The 22,670-nt window shown below is 40.3% G+C and carries 22 protein-coding genes; 20 read left to right on the top strand and 2 right to left on the bottom strand.

What is annotated here, in order from left to right; genetic code table 11:
• Positions 1 to 29 precede the first annotated feature (29 nt).
• Positions 30 to 1,274, bottom strand: a complete 1,245-nt coding sequence (locus AMR95_RS05030; RefSeq protein ID WP_039183098.1) for a nucleotidyltransferase — start codon at positions 1,272 to 1,274, stop codon at positions 30 to 32.
• A gap of 206 nt (positions 1,275 to 1,480) precedes the next feature.
• Here AMR95_RS05030 and AMR95_RS05025 point away from each other — a divergent pair, with 206 nt between their 5' ends.
• The 3 genes from AMR95_RS05025 (at position 1,481) to gerR (ending at position 2,873) form a co-directional block, all read left to right on the top strand.
• Positions 1,481 to 1,999: a YceD family protein gene (locus tag AMR95_RS05025; RefSeq protein WP_019743276.1), complete on the top strand. Its 519-nt coding sequence runs from the start codon at positions 1,481 to 1,483 to the stop codon at positions 1,997 to 1,999.
• 21 nt (positions 2,000 to 2,020) lie between these two features.
• Entirely contained in the window at positions 2,021 to 2,194 is a 174-nt protein-coding gene (rpmF, locus tag AMR95_RS05020; protein WP_008354700.1) for a 50S ribosomal protein L32, read from the top strand.
• A gap of 139 nt (positions 2,195 to 2,333) precedes the next feature.
• On the top strand, positions 2,334 to 2,873 hold the full coding sequence (gerR, locus tag AMR95_RS05015; protein ID WP_058837745.1) for a sporulation-specific transcriptional regulator GerR: 540 nt from the start codon (positions 2,334 to 2,336) through the stop codon (positions 2,871 to 2,873).
• Between the two features lie 45 nt (positions 2,874 to 2,918).
• Here gerR and AMR95_RS05010 read toward each other — a convergent pair whose 3' ends face one another.
• Entirely contained in the window at positions 2,919 to 3,398 is a 480-nt protein-coding gene (locus AMR95_RS05010; protein WP_007499784.1) for an N-acetyltransferase, read from the bottom strand.
• 210 nt (positions 3,399 to 3,608) lie between these two features.
• Between AMR95_RS05010 and AMR95_RS05005 the strand changes: the two genes are divergently transcribed.
• The 17 genes from AMR95_RS05005 (at position 3,609) to AMR95_RS04925 (ending at position 22,600) form a co-directional block, all read left to right on the top strand.
• Complete coding sequence (locus AMR95_RS05005) at positions 3,609 to 4,508, top strand: 2-dehydropantoate 2-reductase (protein WP_058837744.1); 900 nt, start codon at positions 3,609 to 3,611, stop codon at positions 4,506 to 4,508.
• A gap of 65 nt (positions 4,509 to 4,573) precedes the next feature.
• On the top strand, positions 4,574 to 6,193 hold the full coding sequence (bshC, locus tag AMR95_RS05000) for a bacillithiol biosynthesis cysteine-adding enzyme BshC (protein ID WP_058837743.1): 1,620 nt from the start codon (positions 4,574 to 4,576) through the stop codon (positions 6,191 to 6,193).
• Between the two features lie 128 nt (positions 6,194 to 6,321).
• Entirely contained in the window at positions 6,322 to 6,753 is a 432-nt protein-coding gene (mraZ, locus tag AMR95_RS04995) for a division/cell wall cluster transcriptional repressor MraZ (protein WP_003211163.1), read from the top strand.
• A 66-nt stretch (positions 6,754 to 6,819) separates the two neighbouring features.
• A complete protein-coding gene (gene rsmH / locus AMR95_RS04990) occupies positions 6,820 to 7,752 on the top strand; it encodes a 16S rRNA (cytosine(1402)-N(4))-methyltransferase RsmH (protein ID WP_024426925.1) in 933 nt (310 codons plus the stop codon).
• 37 nt (positions 7,753 to 7,789) lie between these two features.
• The gene (gene ftsL / locus AMR95_RS04985; protein WP_039178324.1) at positions 7,790 to 8,137 is read left to right on the top strand and encodes a cell division protein FtsL; all 348 of its coding nucleotides are present in this window, start codon (positions 7,790 to 7,792) and stop codon (positions 8,135 to 8,137) included.
• Positions 8,138 to 8,144: 7 nt separating this feature from the next.
• Entirely contained in the window at positions 8,145 to 10,295 is a 2,151-nt protein-coding gene (locus AMR95_RS04980) for a penicillin-binding protein (RefSeq protein ID WP_058837797.1), read from the top strand.
• Positions 10,296 to 10,423: 128 nt separating this feature from the next.
• Positions 10,424 to 12,343, top strand: coding sequence for a stage V sporulation protein D (locus AMR95_RS04975; protein WP_039178327.1), 1,920 nt, complete (start codon positions 10,424 to 10,426; stop codon positions 12,341 to 12,343).
• Between the two features lie 211 nt (positions 12,344 to 12,554).
• The gene (locus AMR95_RS04970) at positions 12,555 to 14,030 is read left to right on the top strand and encodes a UDP-N-acetylmuramoyl-L-alanyl-D-glutamate--2,6-diaminopimelate ligase (protein ID WP_058837742.1); all 1,476 of its coding nucleotides are present in this window, start codon (positions 12,555 to 12,557) and stop codon (positions 14,028 to 14,030) included.
• A 135-nt stretch (positions 14,031 to 14,165) separates the two neighbouring features.
• The gene (mraY, locus tag AMR95_RS04965) at positions 14,166 to 15,140 is read left to right on the top strand and encodes a phospho-N-acetylmuramoyl-pentapeptide-transferase (RefSeq protein WP_003211854.1); all 975 of its coding nucleotides are present in this window, start codon (positions 14,166 to 14,168) and stop codon (positions 15,138 to 15,140) included.
• A 9-nt stretch (positions 15,141 to 15,149) separates the two neighbouring features.
• The gene (gene murD / locus AMR95_RS04960; RefSeq protein ID WP_052196550.1) at positions 15,150 to 16,496 is read left to right on the top strand and encodes a UDP-N-acetylmuramoyl-L-alanine--D-glutamate ligase; all 1,347 of its coding nucleotides are present in this window, start codon (positions 15,150 to 15,152) and stop codon (positions 16,494 to 16,496) included.
• A gap of 59 nt (positions 16,497 to 16,555) precedes the next feature.
• A complete protein-coding gene (gene spoVE / locus AMR95_RS04955) occupies positions 16,556 to 17,656 on the top strand; it encodes a stage V sporulation protein E (protein WP_024424259.1) in 1,101 nt (366 codons plus the stop codon).
• A 199-nt stretch (positions 17,657 to 17,855) separates the two neighbouring features.
• Positions 17,856 to 18,950 carry an undecaprenyldiphospho-muramoylpentapeptide beta-N-acetylglucosaminyltransferase gene (murG, locus tag AMR95_RS04950; protein WP_058837741.1) on the top strand — a complete coding sequence of 365 codons (1,095 nt, stop codon included), beginning with the start codon at positions 17,856 to 17,858 and terminating at the stop codon, positions 18,948 to 18,950.
• 31 nt (positions 18,951 to 18,981) lie between these two features.
• Entirely contained in the window at positions 18,982 to 19,893 is a 912-nt protein-coding gene (murB, locus tag AMR95_RS04945; RefSeq protein ID WP_041084933.1) for a UDP-N-acetylmuramate dehydrogenase, read from the top strand.
• A gap of 127 nt (positions 19,894 to 20,020) precedes the next feature.
• Positions 20,021 to 20,800: a cell division protein FtsQ/DivIB gene (locus AMR95_RS04940; protein WP_039178345.1), complete on the top strand. Its 780-nt coding sequence runs from the start codon at positions 20,021 to 20,023 to the stop codon at positions 20,798 to 20,800.
• Positions 20,797 to 21,486 carry a DUF881 domain-containing protein gene (locus tag AMR95_RS04935; protein WP_039178348.1) on the top strand — a complete coding sequence of 230 codons (690 nt, stop codon included), beginning with the start codon at positions 20,797 to 20,799 and terminating at the stop codon, positions 21,484 to 21,486. Before AMR95_RS04940 ends, AMR95_RS04935 begins: the two co-directional genes overlap by 4 nt.
• 20 nt (positions 21,487 to 21,506) lie before the next feature.
• Positions 21,507 to 22,232, top strand: a complete 726-nt coding sequence (locus tag AMR95_RS04930; RefSeq protein WP_058837740.1) for a DUF881 domain-containing protein — start codon at positions 21,507 to 21,509, stop codon at positions 22,230 to 22,232.
• Positions 22,232 to 22,600 carry a small basic family protein gene (locus tag AMR95_RS04925; protein ID WP_003210988.1) on the top strand — a complete coding sequence of 123 codons (369 nt, stop codon included), beginning with the start codon at positions 22,232 to 22,234 and terminating at the stop codon, positions 22,598 to 22,600. The genes AMR95_RS04930 and AMR95_RS04925 overlap by 1 nt, the downstream gene beginning before the upstream one ends.
• Positions 22,601 to 22,670 lie beyond the last annotated feature (70 nt).

Here is a 22,670-nt window from a genome sequence, read left to right as displayed (position 1 = left end):
GCAGCCTTCATCAAAGGCTGCTCTTTTTATCAAGATTGGAAGAGACCAGTCTCTTCATCATAGCGGATCGGTGAGGTTTTAAATTCTGCTTCTGTTAACTTTGTTTGCATTGGTTCGCTGATGGGAAGGCTGAAGACGCGGGAAGCACGAATGTCAAGATCAAGGGCAGGGTGTGAAAAGGAAGACAGCTTGCTGATGAGCGGTACGTCCAATTCTTTTTTGACAAGTGATAAGTATTGCTGTCCTTTCTTTGACATACCAAGTAAACGAATGTATGGCGTGTGTTTCTCGTTTAGCAGCTCATGCATCACAGTTTTCTTTACCCTCATTAAAAGGTGCGTATTCATCCGCTGCAGCCTTGTCCACGTATATCGTTTTGTTTTCAAAAGTGATAGATATTCCTCGTAGGAGGACGCATGCGTGATCGCCTTTTGCATGCGGTGTTCGATGCCTTCTTCAATTTCATAGATGCCTTCTAATTCTGCTGTATCCATTGTGTGAAACACATGTTTTAAGAAGCTGAAATAGTCTTCTTGTGTATGTAAAAGATCATAAGAAGAATAATAGTCATGTAATTGCTTAAGCGAAGCTTCCGGAAGATAAGAGGCGACAGTTTCAAATGACCCATTCTCTTTTAACGCTTTTCGGATGCTTGTTGCGCTTGCGATTTTCTGATGTTTAGGAAGCTCTTGATCATGATAACCTGATGCAATTCTTTGAGAGGTAAAGGGCTCTATGTGAGGAGATCTCTCTAAGATCGCTTTGACATAATGGAAGCCTAAAATGTTATTGGGCTTAGACAGATCCAGTAAGTGTTTAGGATCAATGATCTCTTGAAACGCAGCGGCAGAGGCAGCTGGATAACTAAGCCCTTCTTTGACCTTTGCTTTTGTGAAAAAATCAATTTCTTCTTTTTTCTCATGCCAAGCGTGAGCTGTTCGTTCAAATGCTTTGATATCTCCATCCTCGCTTCCGAAAAAAAGGGAGCGGCATTTTAAAGCGTCTAAAATGGACACAGCGCCGTTTGCAAAGGTTTCTGCCTTTTGCACTGCATAGATGTATGGAAGCTCACATACGATGTCTACACCGTTTTGTAATGCCATTTTAGTACGTGCCCATTTGGAGACGATGGCAGGCTCTCCGCGCTGGAGGAAGGAACCGCTCATGACGGCAATGGCTACATCTGAGGAGGTATGTGTTTTCGCCTGACGAACATGATAGGCATGTCCATAATGAAATGGATTGTACTCGACAACAACTCCTGTTGCTTTCAATAGATGTTCCGCCTTTCTTGCTATGGTTAAATGGTCTATGCTACAGTAGCATAAGGGAAAAATGAAGCCCATTTTTTTCAGTGTAGGCATTCCGTGAACTGATGTCAAACAACGCTCTGACATCACAAAGGACTGTAAAGAAAAAATATTGACAAATAGCATGATGAAAGCTATAATCATGTTTGTTGCTCTTAGAGGTGATACAATTGAAATGGACAGTTTATCAGTTACATCAAAAAGCTAAAAACAGCTTCGATTTTCATGAGACGGTTGACTTAAATGAACTTACTAGCCTTCATTCAGATATACGTCGCATTTCACCAGTAGAGGTGAAAGGGACTGGAGTGATCGAATCAAAGCAAGTCGCATTTGATTTAACCATCACAGGTGAAATGACATTGCCTTGTTCAAGAACGCTTGTTGATGTAAATTATCCATTTGCGATTTCAACGAAAGAACTATTTGTACTTCATAAGACAGACGATATAGAAGATGAAGACGTATCTGTTGTAGAAGACGATATCATCGACTTAACGCCTATAGTCAAGGAAGAAATTCTTCTTGAAGTGCCGATGCAAATCTTTTGCGACCAAACAGACGTAAAAGGTGCTGCACCACAGGAAGGGAATGACTGGGCGGTCATTTCGGAAGATGCACATCAAAACCGAATTGATCCGCGTCTGGAAGGCTTGAAGAAGCTCTTAGAAGAAAATAATGAATCTTAACTCTTTAAGGAGGTGGGAATAATGGCTGTACCTTTTAGAAGAACTTCTAAAATGAAAAAAAGATTGCGTCGTACGCATTTCAAACTACAAGTACCTGGTATGGTAGCTTGCCCAGAATGCGGTGAAATGAAAATTTCTCATCGTGTCTGCAAATCTTGCGGAACATACAAAGGCAAAGACGTAAAAAGCAACTAATGCTTGATAAAAAAGCGTAAGGGAATCTTCCCTTGCGTTTTTTTATTTGTCTATTTTTTTAGGTTTCTCTCCTGCAAATAGTCTATCTACTCTAGTAAGCGCATATGATGTGGTATTCAGATTCAGGGGGGATGATCAATTGACGATTACAAGGCAGGATGCATGGACACAAGATGAAGATTTACTTTTAGCAGAAGTCGTCTTAAGGCACATTCGAGATGGAGGAACGCAGCTTTCCGCATTTGAGGAAGTTGGGAAAGCATTGTCAAGAACAGCTGCAGCATGTGGATTCAGATGGAACTCATACGTCAGAAAACAATATCAGGCAGGCATTGAGCTGGCGAAAAAACAGCGAAAAGAACTGCGTAAAAAGATTGGAATTCATTCCTCTGGTTTACCGCAAAATACGTTAACGATAGAAGAGAAGGCATCTTCAAATCAGGCTGAATTAACCTTGCGAGAAGTGATTCAGTTTTTAGAGCAGCTTGAAAAAGAACCTGCTGGCTCTGCTTATTTACGCGAAGAACTAGCGGATGCACAACATCAACTAAAGTCGCTCACGGAAGAAAATGAACACTTGAAGCGGCAATTAAAAATGACAGAAGAAGATTACCGGGCACTCATTGGGATTGTTGAAAGAGTCAAACAGAATATCAACTTAAAAGAATATGCTAAATAAGAAAACGCCCCTCACAGAGAAAGGAGGGGCGTTTTGCCATCAGTATTAAGCGGATTCACCTGTATTCTTTTGAATATGGGCGGGCTCCCAGATGAGTGGATTTTCACCTTTATCGCGTTCCATATCATATTTCACTGCTTCAAAGCCCATTTTATCCCAAAAACCGGCAGATTTGACGCGTGGATTGGTTCGGATTGGCAACCCGAAAGATTTGGCGAAATCAACAAGTGCCTCGCCGTACCCTTTACGCTGATACCCAGGAAGCACTTCCAGCTTCCACAGCTCTAAATAATCATGATTGTGGTCAAAATAAGTTGTCGTCGAGCCGTCCACTTGATAAAGGCTCATACGTGCAACCAGCTTATCTCCAAAATAAATCCCGTAAAATGGAGAGTTGCTGTCATTTTCTATCATATTACTTTCAAGGTCTTCAAGCATGGATAGTTCTTGTATGCCATATTCCTTAAATTGTTTAAATTCCTCTAAAGTTTTGTAATTGATTAGAAGTCGCTTTACTTGTGTCATATGATCTTCCCCCTTACACACATAATGTTGACAGTGATGTCGTTGAAGGCGTTTTCATCCCATCCGCCTCAAAAAGTTTTTACACTTATTATTATAGTTTTTAAATTAAAAAAATTCAATCACGGCGCGCCATCTGCTTTTTGCATCGCGTCATGAAACTGTTAAAATGGTTGATATGATGAAGTAAACAGAAAAAGGGAAGTGCGGCAGTTGAACATTGGAATCATTGGCGGTGGGGCAATTGGTCTGCTTTGTGCTAGTTATTTATCACAGCATCATGACATCACTGTTTTGACAAGAAGAAAAGAACAGGCAGAGGAGATTCGAACATCAGGAATTAAACGAACGGTAAAAGGAGAGACATTCTGGTCGTCTGCCGAGGCAAGGGCAGAGATTACAGGAGGATTTGATCTGCTGATTGTGACGGTGAAATATCATCATTTGCAAGAGGTGCTTGATGACCTATCGACATTACCTCGTCAGCGAATCTTATTTTTACAAAATGGCATGGCCCACTTATTAGATTTAGAAAACTGGAAAACGGCGCATACAATATATATAGGTGTCGTAGAGCACGGGGCGATGAAGGTATCAGATCATGCGGTAAACCATACAGGGATTGGTGTCATCAAGTGGGGGGCTTTTCATCCTGAGGATGCAGCTGATGTGAGAAATGCTTTTAATGAAACGCCGGCTCATTTTCAGATGATTTATACGGATGAATGGAAAAAAGTGCTGGAGGAAAAACTGCTAGTCAATGTATGCATTAACCCGCTCACGGCTTTATTGCATGTGAAAAATGGGGAATTGATCGCAAATCCTTCATATGAATACATGATGAAATGTGCATTTGAAGAAGCATTGTCCATTTTAGGTCTGGCTGAAAAAGAGCAGCTCTGGTCACACGTCGTTTCAATTTGTAAGAAAACGGCCGCCAATCAATCGTCGATGCTTCAAGATATCGTCAAAGGCCGTGAAACCGAAAGAAAAGCCATCGTTGGCTATCTTTTAAAAAAGGCTCAAGCTCAAGAGATTCTGGCGCCACATCTTACTTTCTTCAATCGAAGCTTGGAAGTATTGGAAAAAAAGCAAACAAAATCTTTTGAGTGAGCTCATTTACATGCTATACTTTTTTCGGGAAACTAACTATTTATTGAAGAAAGGAAGTTCTAAACATGCAATTGACTGAACTTTCCATCCGAAGTCAGAATTTATTCATACGTGATTATATAGAAGAAAAAAAAGAGATGACTGCTTTTTTTGATTATGATATACATTCTGAGCACACATGGAAAAAGAGATACGACGATCTCATGGAAATGAGCTTCCCGCGCGAGGCTTTAGCAGATTATATGAGCGCATACCACGCAAAGTTTGAATCGGCAGCGATGCGTCAGAACATTGAAAAGATCCGTGACAAGCGGAGTGTCATGGTGGTTGGAGGGCAGCAGGCAGGCCTACTTTCAGGACCGCTTTATACCATACATAAAATCATATCCATTATTCAGTTCGCAAAAGAAAAAGAATCAGCGCTTGGCGTTCCTGTGATTCCAGTCTTTTGGGTAGCAGGTGAGGATCATGACGTAGATGAAATTAATTTTGTCTACACATCTGGCGAAAAAGGTCCAGTCAAGCAAAAGCTGCCATTACATAACGTTAAAAAAACTGCTGCAAAAAGAACACCGCTGCATCAAGAAAAAACAGAGAAATGGCTACGTGACGTGTTTTCAACGTATGAGGAATCTGCATATACAAATAACTTGCTTGATCAGCTTCTTCGATGTTTACGCAAATCACAAACGTTTACGGATTTCTTTGAATGGATTGTATGCGACCTTTTTGAAGAAGATGGACTTCTTCTATTTAATTCAGGAGACTTAGGCGTTAAACCACTTGAGCGTACGTTGTTCAAGCACATTGTCGAGACAAATGATGCGGTCACAGCTCGTTTGAATGAAACGCAGGCTGCCATGAAACGAGCGGGATATCAGCCGATCATTGAAGCTGGTGACAATCAGGCGAACCTGTTTTACGAATATGATGAGGAGCGTTTCCTTATTGAAAAAGAAAACGGCCAGTTTTCTATATCAGAAGTGGGGCTTACATGGACAAAAGAAGAGCTTTTGCAGGAAATTGAGGAGCACCCAGAACGGTTCAGCAACAATGTGGTGACGCGCCCCTTAATGCAGGAAACCCTTCTCCCGACACTTGCTTTTATGGCAGGACACGGTGAAGTCAACTATTGGGGAGAGCTGAAAGGAATCTTTGAGCATTTTAAATTAAAGATGGCACCTGTTCTTCCAAGACTGCATGTGACCATTCTTGAAAGGCATATCAATAAGAAGCTCCCGGTCAGAGAACTTTCTGTAGAAGAAGTGCTGACAAGCGGAGTAAAAGAAAAGAAAGAGGCTCACTTTGAGCAAAGCCTTCCAGACAGCTTTGTTCAAGCCGTTGATCATGCGAAACGTGAATTAGCGAAAGTTCACGGTGTATTGAGAAAAGAAGCACTGGAGGTTGAACCAAACTTCGAGCAGCTTCTAGATAAAAATGCCAAATTTATCGAAGACCAGCTTCAATTTGTTTATCAAAAGGTGGCGCAGCGTGTGGAAGAGAAGGAAGGATATATCCTTCGAGATTTTGAACGGATTGAAAACAGCTTAAAACCACTAGATGCGCCGCAAGAAAGAATTTGGAATATCATGTACTTTTTAAACAAATATGGTCCAGAATTCTTCAAAACGTTCAAAAATCTGCCATTTTCATTTCAAAACAAGCAGCAAATTGTCAAACTTTGAAATAAAGTTTTAATGAACCCTGACTAGTTCAGGGTTTTTTTTTATGTAGAAACAGTGTAAAATAAGTTTTGTGGAGAGAAGTGGTGGATAGTGGAGAGTAAGGGTGAGAAAGTGGGGCTCTGTTTATCATGTTCATGGGTGAATACCAACATACGATTGATACAAAAGGGCGCATGATCATCCCTGCTAAATTTAGAGACGGTCTCGGAGAACAGTTTGTGCTGACGAGAGGGCTTGATCAATGTTTATTTGGCTACCCTATGAGTGAGTGGAAACTAATTGAAGAGAAACTCAAAGCACTGCCGCTAACGAAAAAAGATGCACGTGCGTTTACCCGGTTCTTCTTCTCCGGCGCAGTTGAATGCGATCTGGACAAGCAGGGGCGCATTAACATCGCATCAAACCTACTCCAATATGCAAAACTCGAAAAAGAATGTGTGGTCATCGGCGTTTCAAATCGAATTGAGTTGTGGAGTAAGTCGATCTGGGAACAATATACAGAAGAGCAAGAAGATTCTTTTGCTGAAATTGCTGAAAACATGATTGGGTTTGATATATAATAATCCCTTGTGCAGCAAGCTTTCTACACATTCATTTCTATTTGAAAAAGGTGGGACCATAACATCATGTTTCAACATGAGACAGTATTATTAAAAGAAACAGTTGACGGTTTAAACGTCAAAGAAGACGGTACATATGTAGACTGCACGCTGGGCGGAGCAGGTCATAGCTCATATTTACTATCTCAACTATCAGAAAAAGGTACATTGATTGGATTTGACCAAGACGATGCTGCACTGGATCATGCACGAGAGAAGCTCGCGGATTCTAAAGCGAACATTCTTTTCATAAAAAGCAACTTCCGATATTTAAAAGAACGTCTGAATGAACAAGGCATTACAAGCGTAGACGGTGTGATTTTTGATCTTGGGGTTTCATCTCCTCAGCTCGACACACCAGAGAGAGGCTTTAGTTATCACCATGATGCACCTCTTGACATGCGAATGGATCAAACAGCCGCATTGTCGGCAAAGCAAGTGGTGAATGAATGGCCATTTGAAGATCTAGTTCGGATTTTCTACAAATATGGGGAAGAAAAATTCAGCAAGCAAATCGCACGCAAAATTGAAGAAGCTAGAAAAAAAGCGCCAATTGAAACAACAGGTGAACTTGTCGACATTATCAAAGAAGGAATTCCCGCACCTGCAAGACGAACTGGCGGACATCCAGCAAAAAGAGTGTTTCAAGCGATCCGAATTGCCGTAAATGATGAATTGAAAGTTTTTGAAGAAGCACTAGAACAAGCAATAGAGTTACTCAATCCGAAGGGGAGAATTTCTGTCATTACATTCCATTCACTTGAAGACCGGATTTGTAAAAGTACATTTAAAGAAATGTCTTCTCTTCCAGAACTTCCGCACGGACTACCAGTGATTCCAGAAGGACTTGAACCAAAGCTGAAGCTGATCACGAGAAAACCAATCGTTGCATCAGAACAAGAGCTGGAACATAACAACCGTGCCCGTTCAGCGAAGCTCCGAATTGCAGAAAAAAAGTAAAACGACACCATAGATGATGATAAAAAGGAGGTTTCTTATGAGTAATTTGGCTTACCAAAGAGAAGTAAAACAATATCAAACAGAGCAGCAAGGCCAATCGGTTGTTATTAAAAGAAGAGGTTCTATCACACTTGGTGAAAAAATCTTACTTGTCATGTTTGTCATGGCTCTTATGTGCAGCTCTATTCTCATCATTTCTAAAGCCTTTGCTGTCTATCACGCCAATATCGAGGTGCAGAAATTAGAGCAGCAAGTATCTTTAGAATCGAAGAAGATTACTGAGCTTCAAAAGGAAAAAGACTTGCTGAGTGAACCAGAAAGAATCATTGAAGCTGCGAAAAAAGCAGGCTTAAGCATTTCGAAAGATGTTAAGAAGGTCGATTAAGATGGCGATGCCTAAAAAGAATAAAATGATGAACAGAGGCGCGGCAATTGCGAGTATTTGCTTCGCCCTGTTTTTCTTTATCATCCTTGCACGTTTTATTTATATCCAGATTACAGGAACGGTCGATGGTCAAGTGTTAGCCGCAAAGGCAAATGAACAATATCAATCGAAGAAAACACTTGAAGCCAAAAGAGGGTCTATTTTAGACCGAAATGGGAATGTGATTGCCGAGGATACATCTGTCTATAAGCTCATTGCGATCATGAGCAAGAAAATGACGGTCGATCAAAAGCACCCAATGCATGTCGTCGACAAAGAAAAGACAGCAAAAGAGCTGTCAAAAGTAATTGATATGAGCGAAAGCGAAATTTTAAAGCGTCTGAATACAAAAGATGCGTTCCAAGTTGAGTTTGGTAAAGCTGGGAAAGACATCAGTTTTTCAACAAAGGAAAAAATTGAAAAGCTGAAGCTTCCAGGGATCGCATTTGAAAAAGACACGAAGCGATATTATCCAAACGGAATGTTTGCTTCAAATCTGATCGGTTATGCAAGATTAGATGAGGCGACAAAGGACATGTCAGGCGCGATGGGACTTGAGAAGGCGCTGAACAAATTTTTAAAAGAAAAAGACGGCTATGTGACATATAACAGTGACAGAAGCGGGTGGGCTCTTCCAAATAGTAAAGAAGACATTGTCGCTCCGAAGGATGGGAAAAACGTCACGCTGACCATCGATCAAAAAATCCAAGCGTTCCTTGAAGAAAGTATGACGCAGGTTGCTAAAAAATATAAACCGAAGAAAATCATTGCTACAGTCGTTGACCCAAAAACGGGAAAGGTGCTCGCGATGGGACAGCGGCCAAGCTTTAATTTAAATGAATTAGACATTACGAATTATAACAATGATGTCATTTCATATGCGTTTGAACCAGGTTCAACGATGAAAATCTTTACACTTGCTGCGGCAATCCAAGAAGGGGTCTACCAAGGCAATGATAAATATCAATCTGGTACTTATAAAGTAGGCGGCGGCCTTGTAAGAGACCACAACAACGGAAATGGCTGGGGGAAAATTGACTTTCATGAAGGTGTTCTCCGTTCGTCAAACGTAGCCTTTGCAAAGCTGGCAAAAGAAAAGTTAGGCTTCACGCGCTACGAACAATATTTGCAGAAGTTCCATTTTTACGACAAAACAGGTATTGACTTGCCGAACGAAGCGTCTAGTAAAATCAATTACAGATACGAATATGACAAAGCATCGACAGCTTACGGTCAAGCGTCTGCCATTACACCGATTCAACAAATTGAAGCAGCAACAGCCATAGCAAACGGTGGAACGATGATGAAGCCATATGTCATTGATCATATTACAGACCCGAACACAAACAAAACGATTTTACAGCACGAACCAACAGTAGCTGGAAAGCCAATTTCCTCAGATACAGCAAAGCAAGTACGTGACATTTTAGGCGAAGTTGTTTCCTCGAAGATTGGAACAGGTCAGCCTTACCAAATCAAAGGCTTTGACGTTGCTGGAAAAACAGGAACAGGACAAATCGGCGGTGCCGGCGGTTACCTCCAAGGAAGAAACGATTACGTCTTTTCATTTATGGGAATGGCGCCGAAAGATGATCCAAAGCTGCTCGTTTATGTAGCTGTACAGCAGCCGCAGCTGTCTGACACAGAAACTGGCTCTGCCCCAGTTGCACAAATCTTTAACCCAGTGATGAAAAATAGTCTGCTATATTTAAATATTGCACCAACAAAAACAGACGATAAAAAATCAGGCGAACAAAAAGTGAAGCAAGAAACAATGCCTTCACTCTTAGATTTAGAAGTGAAGCAGGCGGAAACAGAAGCCAAAAACAAAAACTTAACGCCTGTTGTCATCGGCGATGGCCTCTCCATTAAACGACAGTGGCCAAGTGCAGGCTCTGAATTCTCTGAAAGCCAGAAAGTTTTCTTGAAAACAGCAGGAAAAACCATCAAAATGCCTGATATGACAGGCTGGTCGAGAAGAGAAGTTCTTCAATATGCATCCATTTCCGGTGTGCATATCGAAACAAAGGGACAAGGATATGCTATCAAACAAAGTGTGAAAAGTGGAGCGGAGATTTCAGATAAAGTTGTTACAGTGACATTTAAAAGCCCGAATTAATTGCAAAACCTAGCAAACGACTTGCTAGGTTTTTTCTTTTGCCGAGCGGGATAGACGAGACGTTCTACATAAGGACGGGCCTGCATATGATGGAAACAAGCCATATGTATGTAAGGAGTGAACCGGGCGTGCGAGTATCAAGTGTAACAGTGAGAAAACGATTGCTTTTCGTGCTGCTGATTGGGGTGATCATTTTTTTCATCATAGATACTAGATTAGGATATGTACAGTTTATTATGGGTGAGAAGCTCACAAGCTTAGCAAAAGATTCATGGAGCCGGAACCTCCCGTTCGAACCAGAAAGGGGAGATATTTTGGACCGAAATGGGGTAGAGCTTGCGACGAACAAAAGTGCCCCATCTATATTGGTCGTTCCGCGTCAAATTAAAGATCCCGCAGAAACAAGCAAGAAACTGGCGGCAGTACTGAATATGTCAGAGGAAAAAGCGTACAAGCACGTCACAAAGAAAACATCGATCGAACGAATTTCTCCAGAGGGAAGAAAAGTATCTCATGAAAAAGCAAAAGAAGTCAGAGAGCTTGATTTAGATGGCGTTTATGTTGCGGAAGACAGCATCAGACACTATCCGTTCGGCAGTTTTCTTTCTCATGTGCTTGGCTTCGCTGGAATTGATAATCAAGGGTTACTTGGACTTGAAGCCTATTATGATGATGACCTGAAAGGTGAAAAAGGCTCTGTAAAGTTCTATTCCGATGCAAAAGGGCAGAAAATGCCAGATGAAGCAGATGATTATACACCGCCTAAAGATGGCCTTGATATGAAGTTAACTGTCGATGCGAAAGTACAAACCATCATAGAGCGGGAATTAGACAACGCGCAGGCGAAATATAACCCAGACGGCATGATTGCAATTGCGATGAATCCGAAGAACGGTGAAGTGCTTGGAATGTCGAGCAGACCGGATTTTGATCCAGCGGATTATCAATCAGTTGACTCGAAAGTGTTTAACCGAAATCTACCGGTGTGGAGCACATATGAGCCAGGTTCGACGTTTAAAATTATTACGCTTGCAGCAGCGCTAGAAGAGAAAAAAGTCAATTTAAAACGCGATCATTTTTTTGACAGCGGATCTGTAACAGTTGATGGTGCAAGGCTTAGGTGCTGGAAAAAAGGCGGCCACGGATCACAGTCATTTTTAGAAGTGGTGCAAAATTCCTGTAACCCCGGCTTTGTTGAACTAGGCGACCGTCTAGGAAAGGATAAATTATTTTCCTATATTAAAAATTTCGGGTTTGGCCAAAAAACAGGAATTGATCTTCAAGGGGAAGGGCGAGGCATTTTGTTCCCGCTGGACCGGGTTGGCCCTGTAGAGCAGGCGACAACTGCCTTTGGTCAAGGTGTATCTGTTACGCCGATACAGCAAGTAGCTGCCGTAGCCGCAGCGGTAAATGGCGGAACACTTTACACGCCGTACATTGCAAAAGAATGGATAGATCCAATCACAAAAGAGGTTGTGAAAAAGCAATCACCGATTGCCAAAAAGAAAGTGATTTCAGCAGAAACATCAAAAGAAATCAGATATGCGCTTGAAAGTGTAGTCGCTCAAGGGACTGGCCGAAATGCATTTGTTGAAGGATATCGAGTTGGCGGAAAAACAGGGACAGCACAGAAGGTAAAAGACGGCAAGTACATGGAAAATAACCACATTGTGTCGTTTATCGGGTTTGCGCCTGCTGATGATCCAAGTATCGTTGTATATGTGGCTGTAGATAACCCGAAAGGCACTATTCAATTTGGCGGGACAGTTGCTGCGCCAATTGTGGGTCATATTATGCGGGACAGCCTGCCTGAAATGGGTGTGAAAAAAAGAAAAGGACAAATTGAAAAGAAGTACCAGTGGCTGGACACAAAAACGATTGAAGTACCGAATCTTGTAGGGGGATCTGTTTCAGACCTTGAATCCCTCCTGATTAATCTTAAGATCGATGCTTCTGGAACTGGCAGTAAAGTGGTGAAGCAATCACCTGCTGCTGGGACGAAGGTCAAAGAAGGCTCCACCATCAGATTATACTTAAACGATGAATAATAAAGAATGAACAGAGGGTAGCCGCACTCATTCGGCTACCTCTTTTTGTTGAAAGAGAAGGTCTGTTTGAAAAAAAGAACCTAAAGTGTGTTTTTTCCAAGAGAAACTTAAGGAATACGCTGGATGTATCCTTTTTTTTACGATAAAATATAGACTGTGTGTTTTTTTCGCAAGACATGCACGTGAACGAATTTGAGAGGTTTGATATGAAATGAAATTACAAGAACTCCTTACATACTTTAAAAGTGAAAACAACGAATTAATAAACGAAAATCCTGATATCACTTCCATCGAAATGGATTCTAGAGAGGTGAAAAAAGGAAGCCTTTTTGTCTGTATAAAAGGCTATACAGTAGATGGACACGATTATGCTGAAAAAGCGGTGAAAAGCGGGGCTGCAGCGATTGTAGCAGAACACCCTCTTAACATAACAGATGTACCAGTCATTATTGTGAAACACTCTCAAAGAGCTCTTGCAAGAATAGCTGATGCGTTTTACGAACAGCCAACTCATAAGCTGAATCTCATCGGGATCACAGGCACAAACGGAAAAACTTCCACAACACACATGATTGAACAAATGATGAGAAAAGCCGAAAAGAAAACAGGCTTAATCGGTACGATGTATATGAAGGTGAATGATGACATTCTCGATGTGAAAAACACGACACCTGAAAGTGTCACACTTCAGAAGACCTTCAAACAGATGCTTGATCAAGATGTAGACACAGCCATTATGGAAGTATCATCACACGCACTGCATCTTGGCAGGGTACATGGATGTGATTATGATATTGCCGTTTTCACAAACCTTTCGCAGGACCATCTTGACTACCACAACACAATGGAAGAATATAAACATGCGAAAAGCTTGCTGTTTTCACAGCTGGGCAGTGCCTTTCATCACGATAAGCCAAAGCATGCGATTTTAAATGCGGATGATGATGCTTCGAGTTACTATGAAAAAGTGACAGCTGCTGAAGTCATGACATATGGCTTAGAGCAAAAAGCAGATGTCATGGCAAAGAATATTCAAATCAAGCCGAAGGGAACTCAATTTGATTTAATCACTCCAATTGGTACCAAAAATGTGACAGTTGCCCTCATCGGTAAGTTTAATGTGTACAACATCCTAGCAGCTGTATCAGTAGGGATCGTATCTGGCTTAACATTTGAAACGATTGTAAGTGCTATTGAAGAGCTGGAGGGAGTCAAAGGCCGATTTGAACTTGTGAACTGTGATCAAGATTTCCCTGTGATCGTCGATTACGCCCATACACCTGACAGCTTAGAAAATGTCCTGACAACGTGTAGAGAATTAACAGACGGCAAAATTTTCTGTGTGATAGGCTGCGGCGGCGACCGTGATAAAACAAAGCGCCCTCAAATGGCCCAAATCGCTGTGAAGTATGCAGATGAGCCTGTATTTACATCAGACAACCCAAGAAGCGAAGATCCTTCAGCTATCTTAAAGGATATGGAAAATGGTGTGCCAGACGCATATTATCATAGCTTTGTGAATCGCAAACAAGCCATCTTTTTTGCAATTGCCAATGCGAAAAAGGGCGATACAGTCTTAATAGCGGGTAAAGGTCATGAGACATATCAAATCGTTGGCGATCAAGTGTACGATTTTGATGATGCAAAGGTTGCTATGGACGCTATTTTAGATCTAAACAAATCTTAAAATGATGAAAAGAGTGTAATGAAATGAAGCATTTTGTACAAAAACAACATACGAAGAACGCGAATGAATACCTTAATAATGAATGCAATTTTCTGATGGAAAACGGCTTTGGAAATTCGGAAGGAGTAAAGAACGATGCTTGAACAGGTGATATTGTTTACAATCATAATGGGATTTTTAATCAGTGTTCTTTTATCCCCGATTTTTATTCCGTTTTTAAGAAGACTTAAATTTGGTCAAAGTATTAGAGAAGAAGGACCACAGTCTCACCAAAAGAAATCAGGTACTCCGACAATGGGCGGAATTATGATTATCTTTTCTATCACAATTACGACGATTGTGATGATCAACAAATTTTCTGAGATTAGTCCAGAAATGTTTTTATTGTTATTTGTCACGCTTGGCTACGGTCTATTAGGATTTTTAGATGATTATATTAAAGTAGCGATGAAACGAAACCTAGGTTTAACATCGAAACAGAAATTAATCGGTCAAATTGTGATCGCAGTGATTTTTTATGCAGTCTTCCATTATTATCAGTTTGCAACGACGATTCGCATTCCAGGAACAGATGTCAGCTTCGATTTAGGATGGGCTTACTTTATCCTTGTCGTTTTCATGCTTGTCGGGGGTTCAAATGCTGTGAACTTAACGGATGGACTGGATGGTCTATTATCTGGTACCGCTGCTATTGCCTTTGGAGCCTTTGCTATACTGGCTTGGAATCAATCACAGTACGATGTAGCGATCTTTTCAGTAGCTGTTGCTGGAGCCGTTCTTGGGTTTCTTGTGTTTAACGCGCATCCTGCAAAAGTATTTATGGGCGATACAGGGTCGCTTGCTTTAGGCGGAGCGATTGTAGCGATTGCCATTTTAACAAAGCTTGAAATTTTACTTGTCATTATTGGAGGAGTATTTGTTGTCGAAACGTTATCCGTTATTCTTCAAGTGATCTCCTTTAAAACAACTGGAAAAAGAATCTTTAAGATGAGTCCGCTTCACCACCACTATGAGTTAGTTGGCTGGTCTGAGTGGAGAGTAGTTGTCACCTTCTGGACAGCTGGTTTATTACTTGCTGTTTTAGGAATTTACATCGAGGTGTGGTTATAATTGAATAAGATGCAAATGTTAAAAAACGAACATGTACTAGTATTAGGTCTTGCAAAAAGCGGATATGCGGCAGCTTCAATTCTTCATGAGCATGGAGTAAATGTCATAGTAAATGACCAAAAGCCGTTTGAAGAAAATGAACCTGCTCAGCTTCTTTCTGAAAAGGGGATTGATGTCATTTGTGGCAGCCATCCTCTTCGTATGTTCGATGATAATGAAATAACGATTTTAATTAAAAATCCAGGAATTCCATATGAAAATGTGATGGTTCAAGAGGCGATTCGCCGCCAAATTCCAGTTTGGACGGAAATTGAATTAGCTTATCATTTAACCTCAGCTCCTTTTATTGGGATTACTGGATCAAATGGAAAAACCACTACCACGACTTTGATTTATGAAATGCTGAAAAGCGATAGTCAAAAAACTTTAGTGGCAGGTAATATTGGCACAGTTGCCAGCGAAGTCGCTGCAAAGGCAGCTGGCGATGAGTGGATTGTAACTGAGCTGTCTTCTTTTCAGTTAATGGGAACAGTTGATTTTAGACCTAAAATCAGCTTAATATTAAATATTTTTGATGCACATTTAGACTATCACCACACTCGTGATGAATATGAAAAAGCAAAGCAGAAAGTATACGCACATCAACTTGAAGATGACATAGCTGTCATTAACCTTGATGATCCATCAGTTGTAAAACTAGCCGAAGCTTCAAAAGCAAAAAAAGTATTTTTCTCGGTAAAAGAGCAAGTAGAACATGGTGCGTATATTAAAAATGGTGCAATTTACTACATGAATGAACATATCATCGATTTAAAGGATGTTGTTCTTCCTGGTGAGCATAACCAAGAAAATATTTTGGCAGCTATATGTGTCGTGAAAAATACAGGCTGTTCAAATGAAGCAATCGCACACGTTCTCACGACTTTTAGTGGAGTGAAGCATCGTCTCCAGTTTGTAGATACAATTCAAAGCAGAAAATTCTATAACGATAGTAAAGCCACCAATATACTGGCAACAAGTAAAGCATTGTCAGCTTTTAAGCAGCCGACCATTTTACTAGCCGGCGGGCTTGATCGCGGTAATGAATTTGATGAATTGAAGCCTTTTATGAAAAATGTAAAAGGAATCATCACATTTGGTGAGACGGCACCTAAGTTTGTGAAGCTTGGTGAAGAACTGGGAATACATCACGTAAAACATGTCGATAATGTTGAACAAGCAGTACCTGCGGCGTTTAACATTTCTGAAGAAGAAGACGTGATTTTATTATCCCCGGCTTGTGCAAGCTGGGATCAACATAAAACATTTGAAGAACGTGGAGACATGTTTGTAAACGCCGTGCATATGCTTAAATAAGGGCTTGTCTCTCATAATGACTGACAGCCCAAATGAATTATGCTTGGGGTGTCGGTCTCTTGACGAATAAGAAAACTTCTCCGGACTTTTTGCTTGTTGTCATTACGTTACTTTTATTGACGATTGGTTTAATTATGGTGTACAGCGCTAGTGCTGTGTGGGCATCGTATAAATTTGATGATTCGTTTTATTTTGCAAAAAGACAGCTTTTGTTTGCCGGAATCGGAGTTATCGCGATGTTTTTCATTATGCGAGTCGATTATTGGACGTGGCGGACTTGGTCAAAGATATTGATTGCTGTTTGTTTTCTCCTTTTACTGCTTGTACTTATTCCAGGTATCGGTATGGAGAGAAATGGATCAAGAAGCTGGATCGGTGTCGGTGCGTTTAGTATTCAGCCCTCTGAATTTATGAAGCTTGCGATGATTGCGTTTCTTGCAAAATTCTTATCTGAAAAACAAAAAAATATCACATCCTTTCGTAAAGGTTTCGCACCAGCATTAGGCATTGTGTTTTCTGCATTTGCCATCATAATGCTGCAGCCAGATTTGGGAACAGGGACGGTAATGGTTGGAACCTGTATTATTATGATATTTGTTTCAGGTGCGAGAATTGCTCACTTTATATTTCTCGGTCTTTTAGGGCTCAGTGGATTTGCTGCACTCGTCTTATCAGCGCCCTACCGCATAAAACGAATTACATCGTACTTAAATCCTTGGGAAGATCCACTAGGCAGTGGGTTTCAAATTATTCAATCCTTATACGCTGTTGGTCCAGGCGGTCTGTTCGGAATGGGTCTCGGTCAAAGTAGACAGAAATTCTTTTATTTACCTGAGCCTCAAACAGACTTCATCTTTGCGATATTGTCTGAAGAGCTTGGCTTTATAGGAGGATCACTCATTTTGCTGCTCTTTAGTGTTCTATTATGGAGAGGCATACGAATAGCACTTGGAGCCCCAGACTTATACGGAAGTTTCCTAGCAGTTGGCATTATTTCAATGGTTGCCATTCAAGTGATGATTAATATCGCAGTTGTTACTGGACTCATCCCTGTGACAGGGATCACGCTCCCATTCCTAAGTTATGGCGGCTCATCACTGACATTAATGCTGATGGCAATTGGCGTACTTCTGAATGTAAGCAGGTACGCTAGATATTAATGTGCTGCTAGTTAATGAAACCATGATGACATTTATTTTGCAAAAGTACAAAAAAATGATTTGAAGAGTGAAAAAGACAGCTTTCGTATTGAAAACATGTTTTTTTGACTCTTCTTTACAGGTTTTAACGGAGCCCTGTTGTTTAAAACAGGGTTTATACTTTGTTCAGAGCAGAAAAAAATTGAGGGGAAATGGTATAATGCGTATAGTAATCAGTGGAGGCGGAACAGGCGGACATATTTATCCGGCCTTAGCTTTTATTAAAGAAGTGAAAAGACTGCATCCTAATGTAGAATTTTTATATATTGGTACTGAAAATGGACTTGAAAAGAAAATTGTAGAAAGAGAAAATATCCCTTTCAAGTCCATAGAAATTTCAGGTTTTAAAAGAAAGCTTTCCTTTGATAACGTAAAAACGGTGATGAGATTTCTAAAGGGCGTTCAAAAAAGTAAATCTTACTTAAAAGAATTCAAGCCAGATGCGGTCATTGGAACAGGTGGTTATGTGTGCGGCCCTGTTGTTTATGCAGCTTCTAAGCTGAAAATCCCGACTATTATTCACGAACAGAACAGTCTGCCTGGAATCACAAATAAGTTTCTGGCGAGATATGTTGATAAGGTAGCCATCTGCTTTGAAGAAGCAAAGGAACATTTTCCTTCTGAAAAGGTTGTATTTACGGGAAACCCTAGAGCCTCTGAAGTCGTCTCTATAAAAGAGGGGAAATCTCTTAAAGAGTTTGGGCTGGATGAAAAGAAAAAAACAGTTCTTATTTTTGGCGGGAGCCGGGGGGCTGCACCGATTAATAGAGCAGTCATTGACATGCAAAATGAATTAAAGGCTAAGAACTATCAGCTTTTATATATCACAGGTGAGGTTCATTATGAAAAAGTGCTGAACGAACTAAAGGAAAAAGATGCAGCACCTAATATGATCACAAAGCCTTTCTTGCACCAAATGCCGGAGTACTTGAAATCAATTGATGTGATTGTTGCAAGAGCGGGTGCCACAACGATTGCTGAAGTGACAGCCCTTGGAATCCCAACTATTTTTATTCCAAGCCCATACGTCACAGCAAATCATCAGGAAATTAATGCAAGATCATTAGAAAAGCATGACGCTGCAATCGTTTTAAGAGAATCAGAGCTTTCTGGAGAGAGCCTCCTTCATGCCATTGATGAAATTGCTGGTAATGAAGAAAAATTAAACGAAATGAGCCGCTTAACAAAAGAACTGGGAGTACCAGATGCGGCTGGACGTTTATATAATGTATTAAAAGAAATTACGACTACATGATGGAATGATATTAGGTAAGGCGGAGGGTAATATGGAGAACTTGAAGAATGAATTATTAGAAGCGCAAGTCGGTAAAGTGCTTGAAAATGAGCCGCTTGCAAATCATACGACAATGAAAATAGGCGGGCCGGCAGATCTATTGATTGTTCCTAAAGATATCGATGCAGTTAAAACGATCATGGATCAGATAAAAAAACACCACGCGGACTGGACGGTTATTGGGAGAGGGTCGAATTTACTCGTACTTGATAAAGGAATACGTGGCGTTGTCCTGAAGTTAGGTGCTGGACTTGATCATTTAACTGTAAATGATGAAGAAATTACAGTTGGCGGCGGCTATTCGGTTGTAAGGCTTGCAACGTCTCTTAGTAAGCAGGGTCTTTCAGGGCTGGAGTTTGCAGCTGGTATCCCGGGATCTATTGGCGGTGCTGTTTATATGAACGCAGGTGCGCACGGATCTGATATCAGTAAGATCCTTGTGAAAGCGAGAATCTTATTTGAAGATGGCAGCATCGAGTGGCTAACAAATGAGCAGATGAACTTTAGCTATAGAACATCTGTCCTTCAAAAGGAACGACCAGGCATTGTTCTCGAGGCCGTGTTTAAGCTCAAACAGGATGATCGCGAGAAAATCACAAAGAAAATGCAGCAAAATAAAGACTATCGTAAGGAAACACAGCCTTATAATCGACCATGTGCCGGAAGTATTTTTCGAAATCCGCTGCCTGAATATGCAGGACAGCTTGTAGAAAAAGCGAATTTAAAAGGGTACCAAATTGGCGGAGCAAGAATCTCTGATATGCATGGCAACTTTATTGTGAACGCTGGTGGTGCTACTGCTCAAGACGTGCTGGACTTAATTCAGTACATCCAAAAGAAAATTAAAGATGACTACAATGTAGATATGCATACAGAAGTAGAAATTATCGGTGAAGCAAATTAAAAGCTAGTTTTTATGAATGATGGCATCACAGGAAAACAAACGGCATGAAAGAATGCCGTTTGTTTTCTCATCAAAATGATGACCCAAAGGTGTGGACAAGCAGCTTTGAATGGGGTGAAGAATATACATGCGACCTGATCATGAAAATGAAAAGATCGTCAATATAGAAGAACGAATTCCTAAAATTAAAGAACAAAGGAAGCAGAAAGCGAACCGGAGACTAATCTCTTTTATTCTACTGTTTTTTATCATGGTTTTAATCATTATTTATTTGCAGACACCAATCAGTAAAATTTCTTCTTTAACTATTACGGGTAACGAGCATGTCCCTACAAAACAGCTTGTGAAACTTTCTCAAATCAAAGAAGGCGAAACAGAGTTTTGGAATTTAAATAAAGATTTAACAGCAGATCATATTAAACAAAACAAACTGATTAAAAGTGTCAGTATCAAAAAACATTTTCCAAATAAGGTCAGTATTGCTGTCAAAGAATATGCCAATATTGCGTATCTTCAAAAGGGAAATCTATACTATGAGCTTCTTGAAAATGGGACAGCATTACCAGAAGAAGTCACACCAAGTCATGCAGGACCTATTTTTGTGGATTGGGACAATAAAGAGAAGCTGAAGCAAACTGTAAGATCTTTAAATCAGCTGCCAGCCTCTATTCAGGAACTCATCTCGGAAATATATTATGTGCCGACAAGCTCAAACCAATGGCTCGTTAAATTTTATATGAATGATGGGAACACTGTGATTGCATCAATTAAAACATTCGCTGATAAAATGGAAACCTATCCTGCCATTGTAAAAGAACTTTCACCTTCTGAAAAAGGCACAATCCATATGGAAGTCGCGACGTATTTTGAAGCGTTTAAATCTAAGAAAAAGGAAGATGAACGTTGAGAGGCAAAACAGTTATATTCTCAATTGTAATGCTTGTTCTTGGTTTTCTGATTTCTTTTTCATACCAATATACTAAGCAGCATCAGGCAGAGGTCATTCGCACAGAGCAATGGAAAAAAGAATACTCCTTGAAAAGTCAGCTGACAAAGCAAGAAAAGGCGAATCAGAAACTTGAAAAAGAATTATACAGCCTTCAATCACAGGTTCAAGCCACTGAGTCCAATTTGAAAAATGAAAAAGAGCAGTATTTTAATGTATTGGAAGATGTTGAGAAATACAGGATGTTTACAGGAGAGATCGGCGTAAAAGGAAAAGGGGTAAAAGTATCCCTTGAAGATGCATCTTATATCCCGAGTGGACAAAATGTCAATAATTACATTGTTCATGAGAGCCACATTTTTCATGTGATAAACGAACTGTTTATATCAGGGGCCTCTGCCGTATCTATTAACGGACAGAGAATTACACACCAATCATACATACATTGCAACGGCCCAGTTGTCACAGTTGACGGTGTTCAGCATCCAGCGCCGTTTGTCATTTCTGCTATCGGTGATCCGGCTGTGTTAATACCTGCATTAAATATTGCAGGAGGAGTGGTCGATCAGCTGACAAGTGATCATATTTCGATGACGATTGAAAAAAAGGATATTCGTATGAATCCTCTTTTAAAACACAAAGATTAAAAGTGAAAAGGTGAGTGGTGTTGAGGAAAAAGAAGCCTTTACTTAGTTTGACAGTCTTAATGGTGATATTCGGCATCATGGTCTCCATCCAATTTAACTCATTGCAAAAGCCCAAAGTTCGTGATACTCGCGATGTGTGGGAGCTAAGAGAGGATTTATCTGCATCTAAAAGTAAAGAATTGGATTTACTGAAAGAAATTGATAAATATGATGAAATGCTGAAAAAGTATGGTCATCAAGGTGATCAATCAAAAGAAGCTCAACTAACAAAAACATTAAAAGATTTAAAAGAAAAGGCTGGTTTTACAGAAGTGACAGGAGAGGGAATTGAAGTTGATATCTCTCAGCTCTTCTCAAAGGATCTGACTGGAGAAGAAGTGAAAAATATCCCGCCTGATCTTCTGAAAAAGCTAATCAACGAAGCCAATATGTATGGGGCAAAGCATATTTCCATTAATGACCACCGTGTGATTAATACTAGTGTGATTCGAGATATTAATGGCACGACAAAAATGGATGGCTACAGCTTAGATGGTGATGAAGTGACCATCAAGATGATCAGCGACCAGGCCGACAAATTATACAGCCGTTTAAATGTATCAGATATTGCTGATTTGTTTGCTCAGGAAAATTTCGGCTTGAGTATTAGCCAGCCAAAGCAACAAATACAATTAAAAGCATATGACGGTGCAATTCAGGTAAACGAGTTGAAGCCTCTTGACGATGTAAAGGAGGGGAAATCTTAATGTGGCTTCCTGTACTTGGCTTAATCATAGGAGTTGCGATCGGTTTCTTAACAAATTTTACGATACCGAATGAGTATTCTAATTATCTTTCCCTCGCTGTACTTGCTGCACTTGATACATTGATTGGTGGAATCAGGGCACATCTGCAAGGGGCATACGATGAACTAGTGTTTGTATCAGGCTTCTTTTTTAATATTATACTTGCAATAAGTTTAGCTTTTCTGGGCGTCCATCTTGGTGTAGACTTGTATTTAGTCGGAATGTTTGCTTTCGGCGTTAGATTGTTTCAAAATATAGCAGTTATTCGAAGAATTCTACTAACTAAATGGACAATTTCTAGAGAAAAAAAGAAAAAAAGTGAGTCATAAAAAAGGATATACATATGATGTAACGAATATTTTCAGTAATCCTAATAAAAAATGTTGATTTTTTAAGTTT

The organism is Bacillus sp. G1(2015b), from assembly GCF_001482475.1.
GTDB lineage: Bacteria > Bacillota > Bacilli > Bacillales > Bacillaceae > Bacillus > Bacillus safensis.
This window is presented reverse-complemented; position numbering and strand designations above follow the sequence as displayed.

Excerpts from the sequence above, each read along its gene's own strand:
- rpmF (WP_008354700.1), top strand. The coding sequence starts at position 2,021 with ATGGCTGTACCTTTTAGAAGAACTTCTAAAATGAAAAAAAGATTGCGT.
- AMR95_RS05010 (WP_007499784.1), bottom strand. The coding sequence starts at position 3,398 with ATGACACAAGTAAAGCGACTTCTAATCAATTACAAAACTTTAGAGGAA.
- bshC (WP_058837743.1), top strand. The coding sequence starts at position 4,574 with ATGCAATTGACTGAACTTTCCATCCGAAGTCAGAATTTATTCATACGT.
- mraZ (WP_003211163.1), top strand. The coding sequence starts at position 6,322 with ATGTTCATGGGTGAATACCAACATACGATTGATACAAAAGGGCGCATG.
- rsmH (WP_024426925.1), top strand. The coding sequence starts at position 6,820 with ATGTTTCAACATGAGACAGTATTATTAAAAGAAACAGTTGACGGTTTA.
- ftsL (WP_039178324.1), top strand. The coding sequence starts at position 7,790 with ATGAGTAATTTGGCTTACCAAAGAGAAGTAAAACAATATCAAACAGAG.
- AMR95_RS04980 (WP_058837797.1), top strand. The coding sequence starts at position 8,145 with ATGCCTAAAAAGAATAAAATGATGAACAGAGGCGCGGCAATTGCGAGT.
- AMR95_RS04970 (WP_058837742.1), top strand. The coding sequence starts at position 12,555 with ATGAAATTACAAGAACTCCTTACATACTTTAAAAGTGAAAACAACGAA.
- mraY (WP_003211854.1), top strand. The coding sequence starts at position 14,166 with ATGCTTGAACAGGTGATATTGTTTACAATCATAATGGGATTTTTAATC.
- murD (WP_052196550.1), top strand. The coding sequence starts at position 15,150 with ATGCAAATGTTAAAAAACGAACATGTACTAGTATTAGGTCTTGCAAAA.
- murG (WP_058837741.1), top strand. The coding sequence starts at position 17,856 with ATGCGTATAGTAATCAGTGGAGGCGGAACAGGCGGACATATTTATCCG.
- murB (WP_041084933.1), top strand. The coding sequence starts at position 18,982 with ATGGAGAACTTGAAGAATGAATTATTAGAAGCGCAAGTCGGTAAAGTG.
- AMR95_RS04940 (WP_039178345.1), top strand. The coding sequence starts at position 20,021 with ATGCGACCTGATCATGAAAATGAAAAGATCGTCAATATAGAAGAACGA.
- AMR95_RS04925 (WP_003210988.1), top strand. The coding sequence starts at position 22,232 with ATGTGGCTTCCTGTACTTGGCTTAATCATAGGAGTTGCGATCGGTTTC.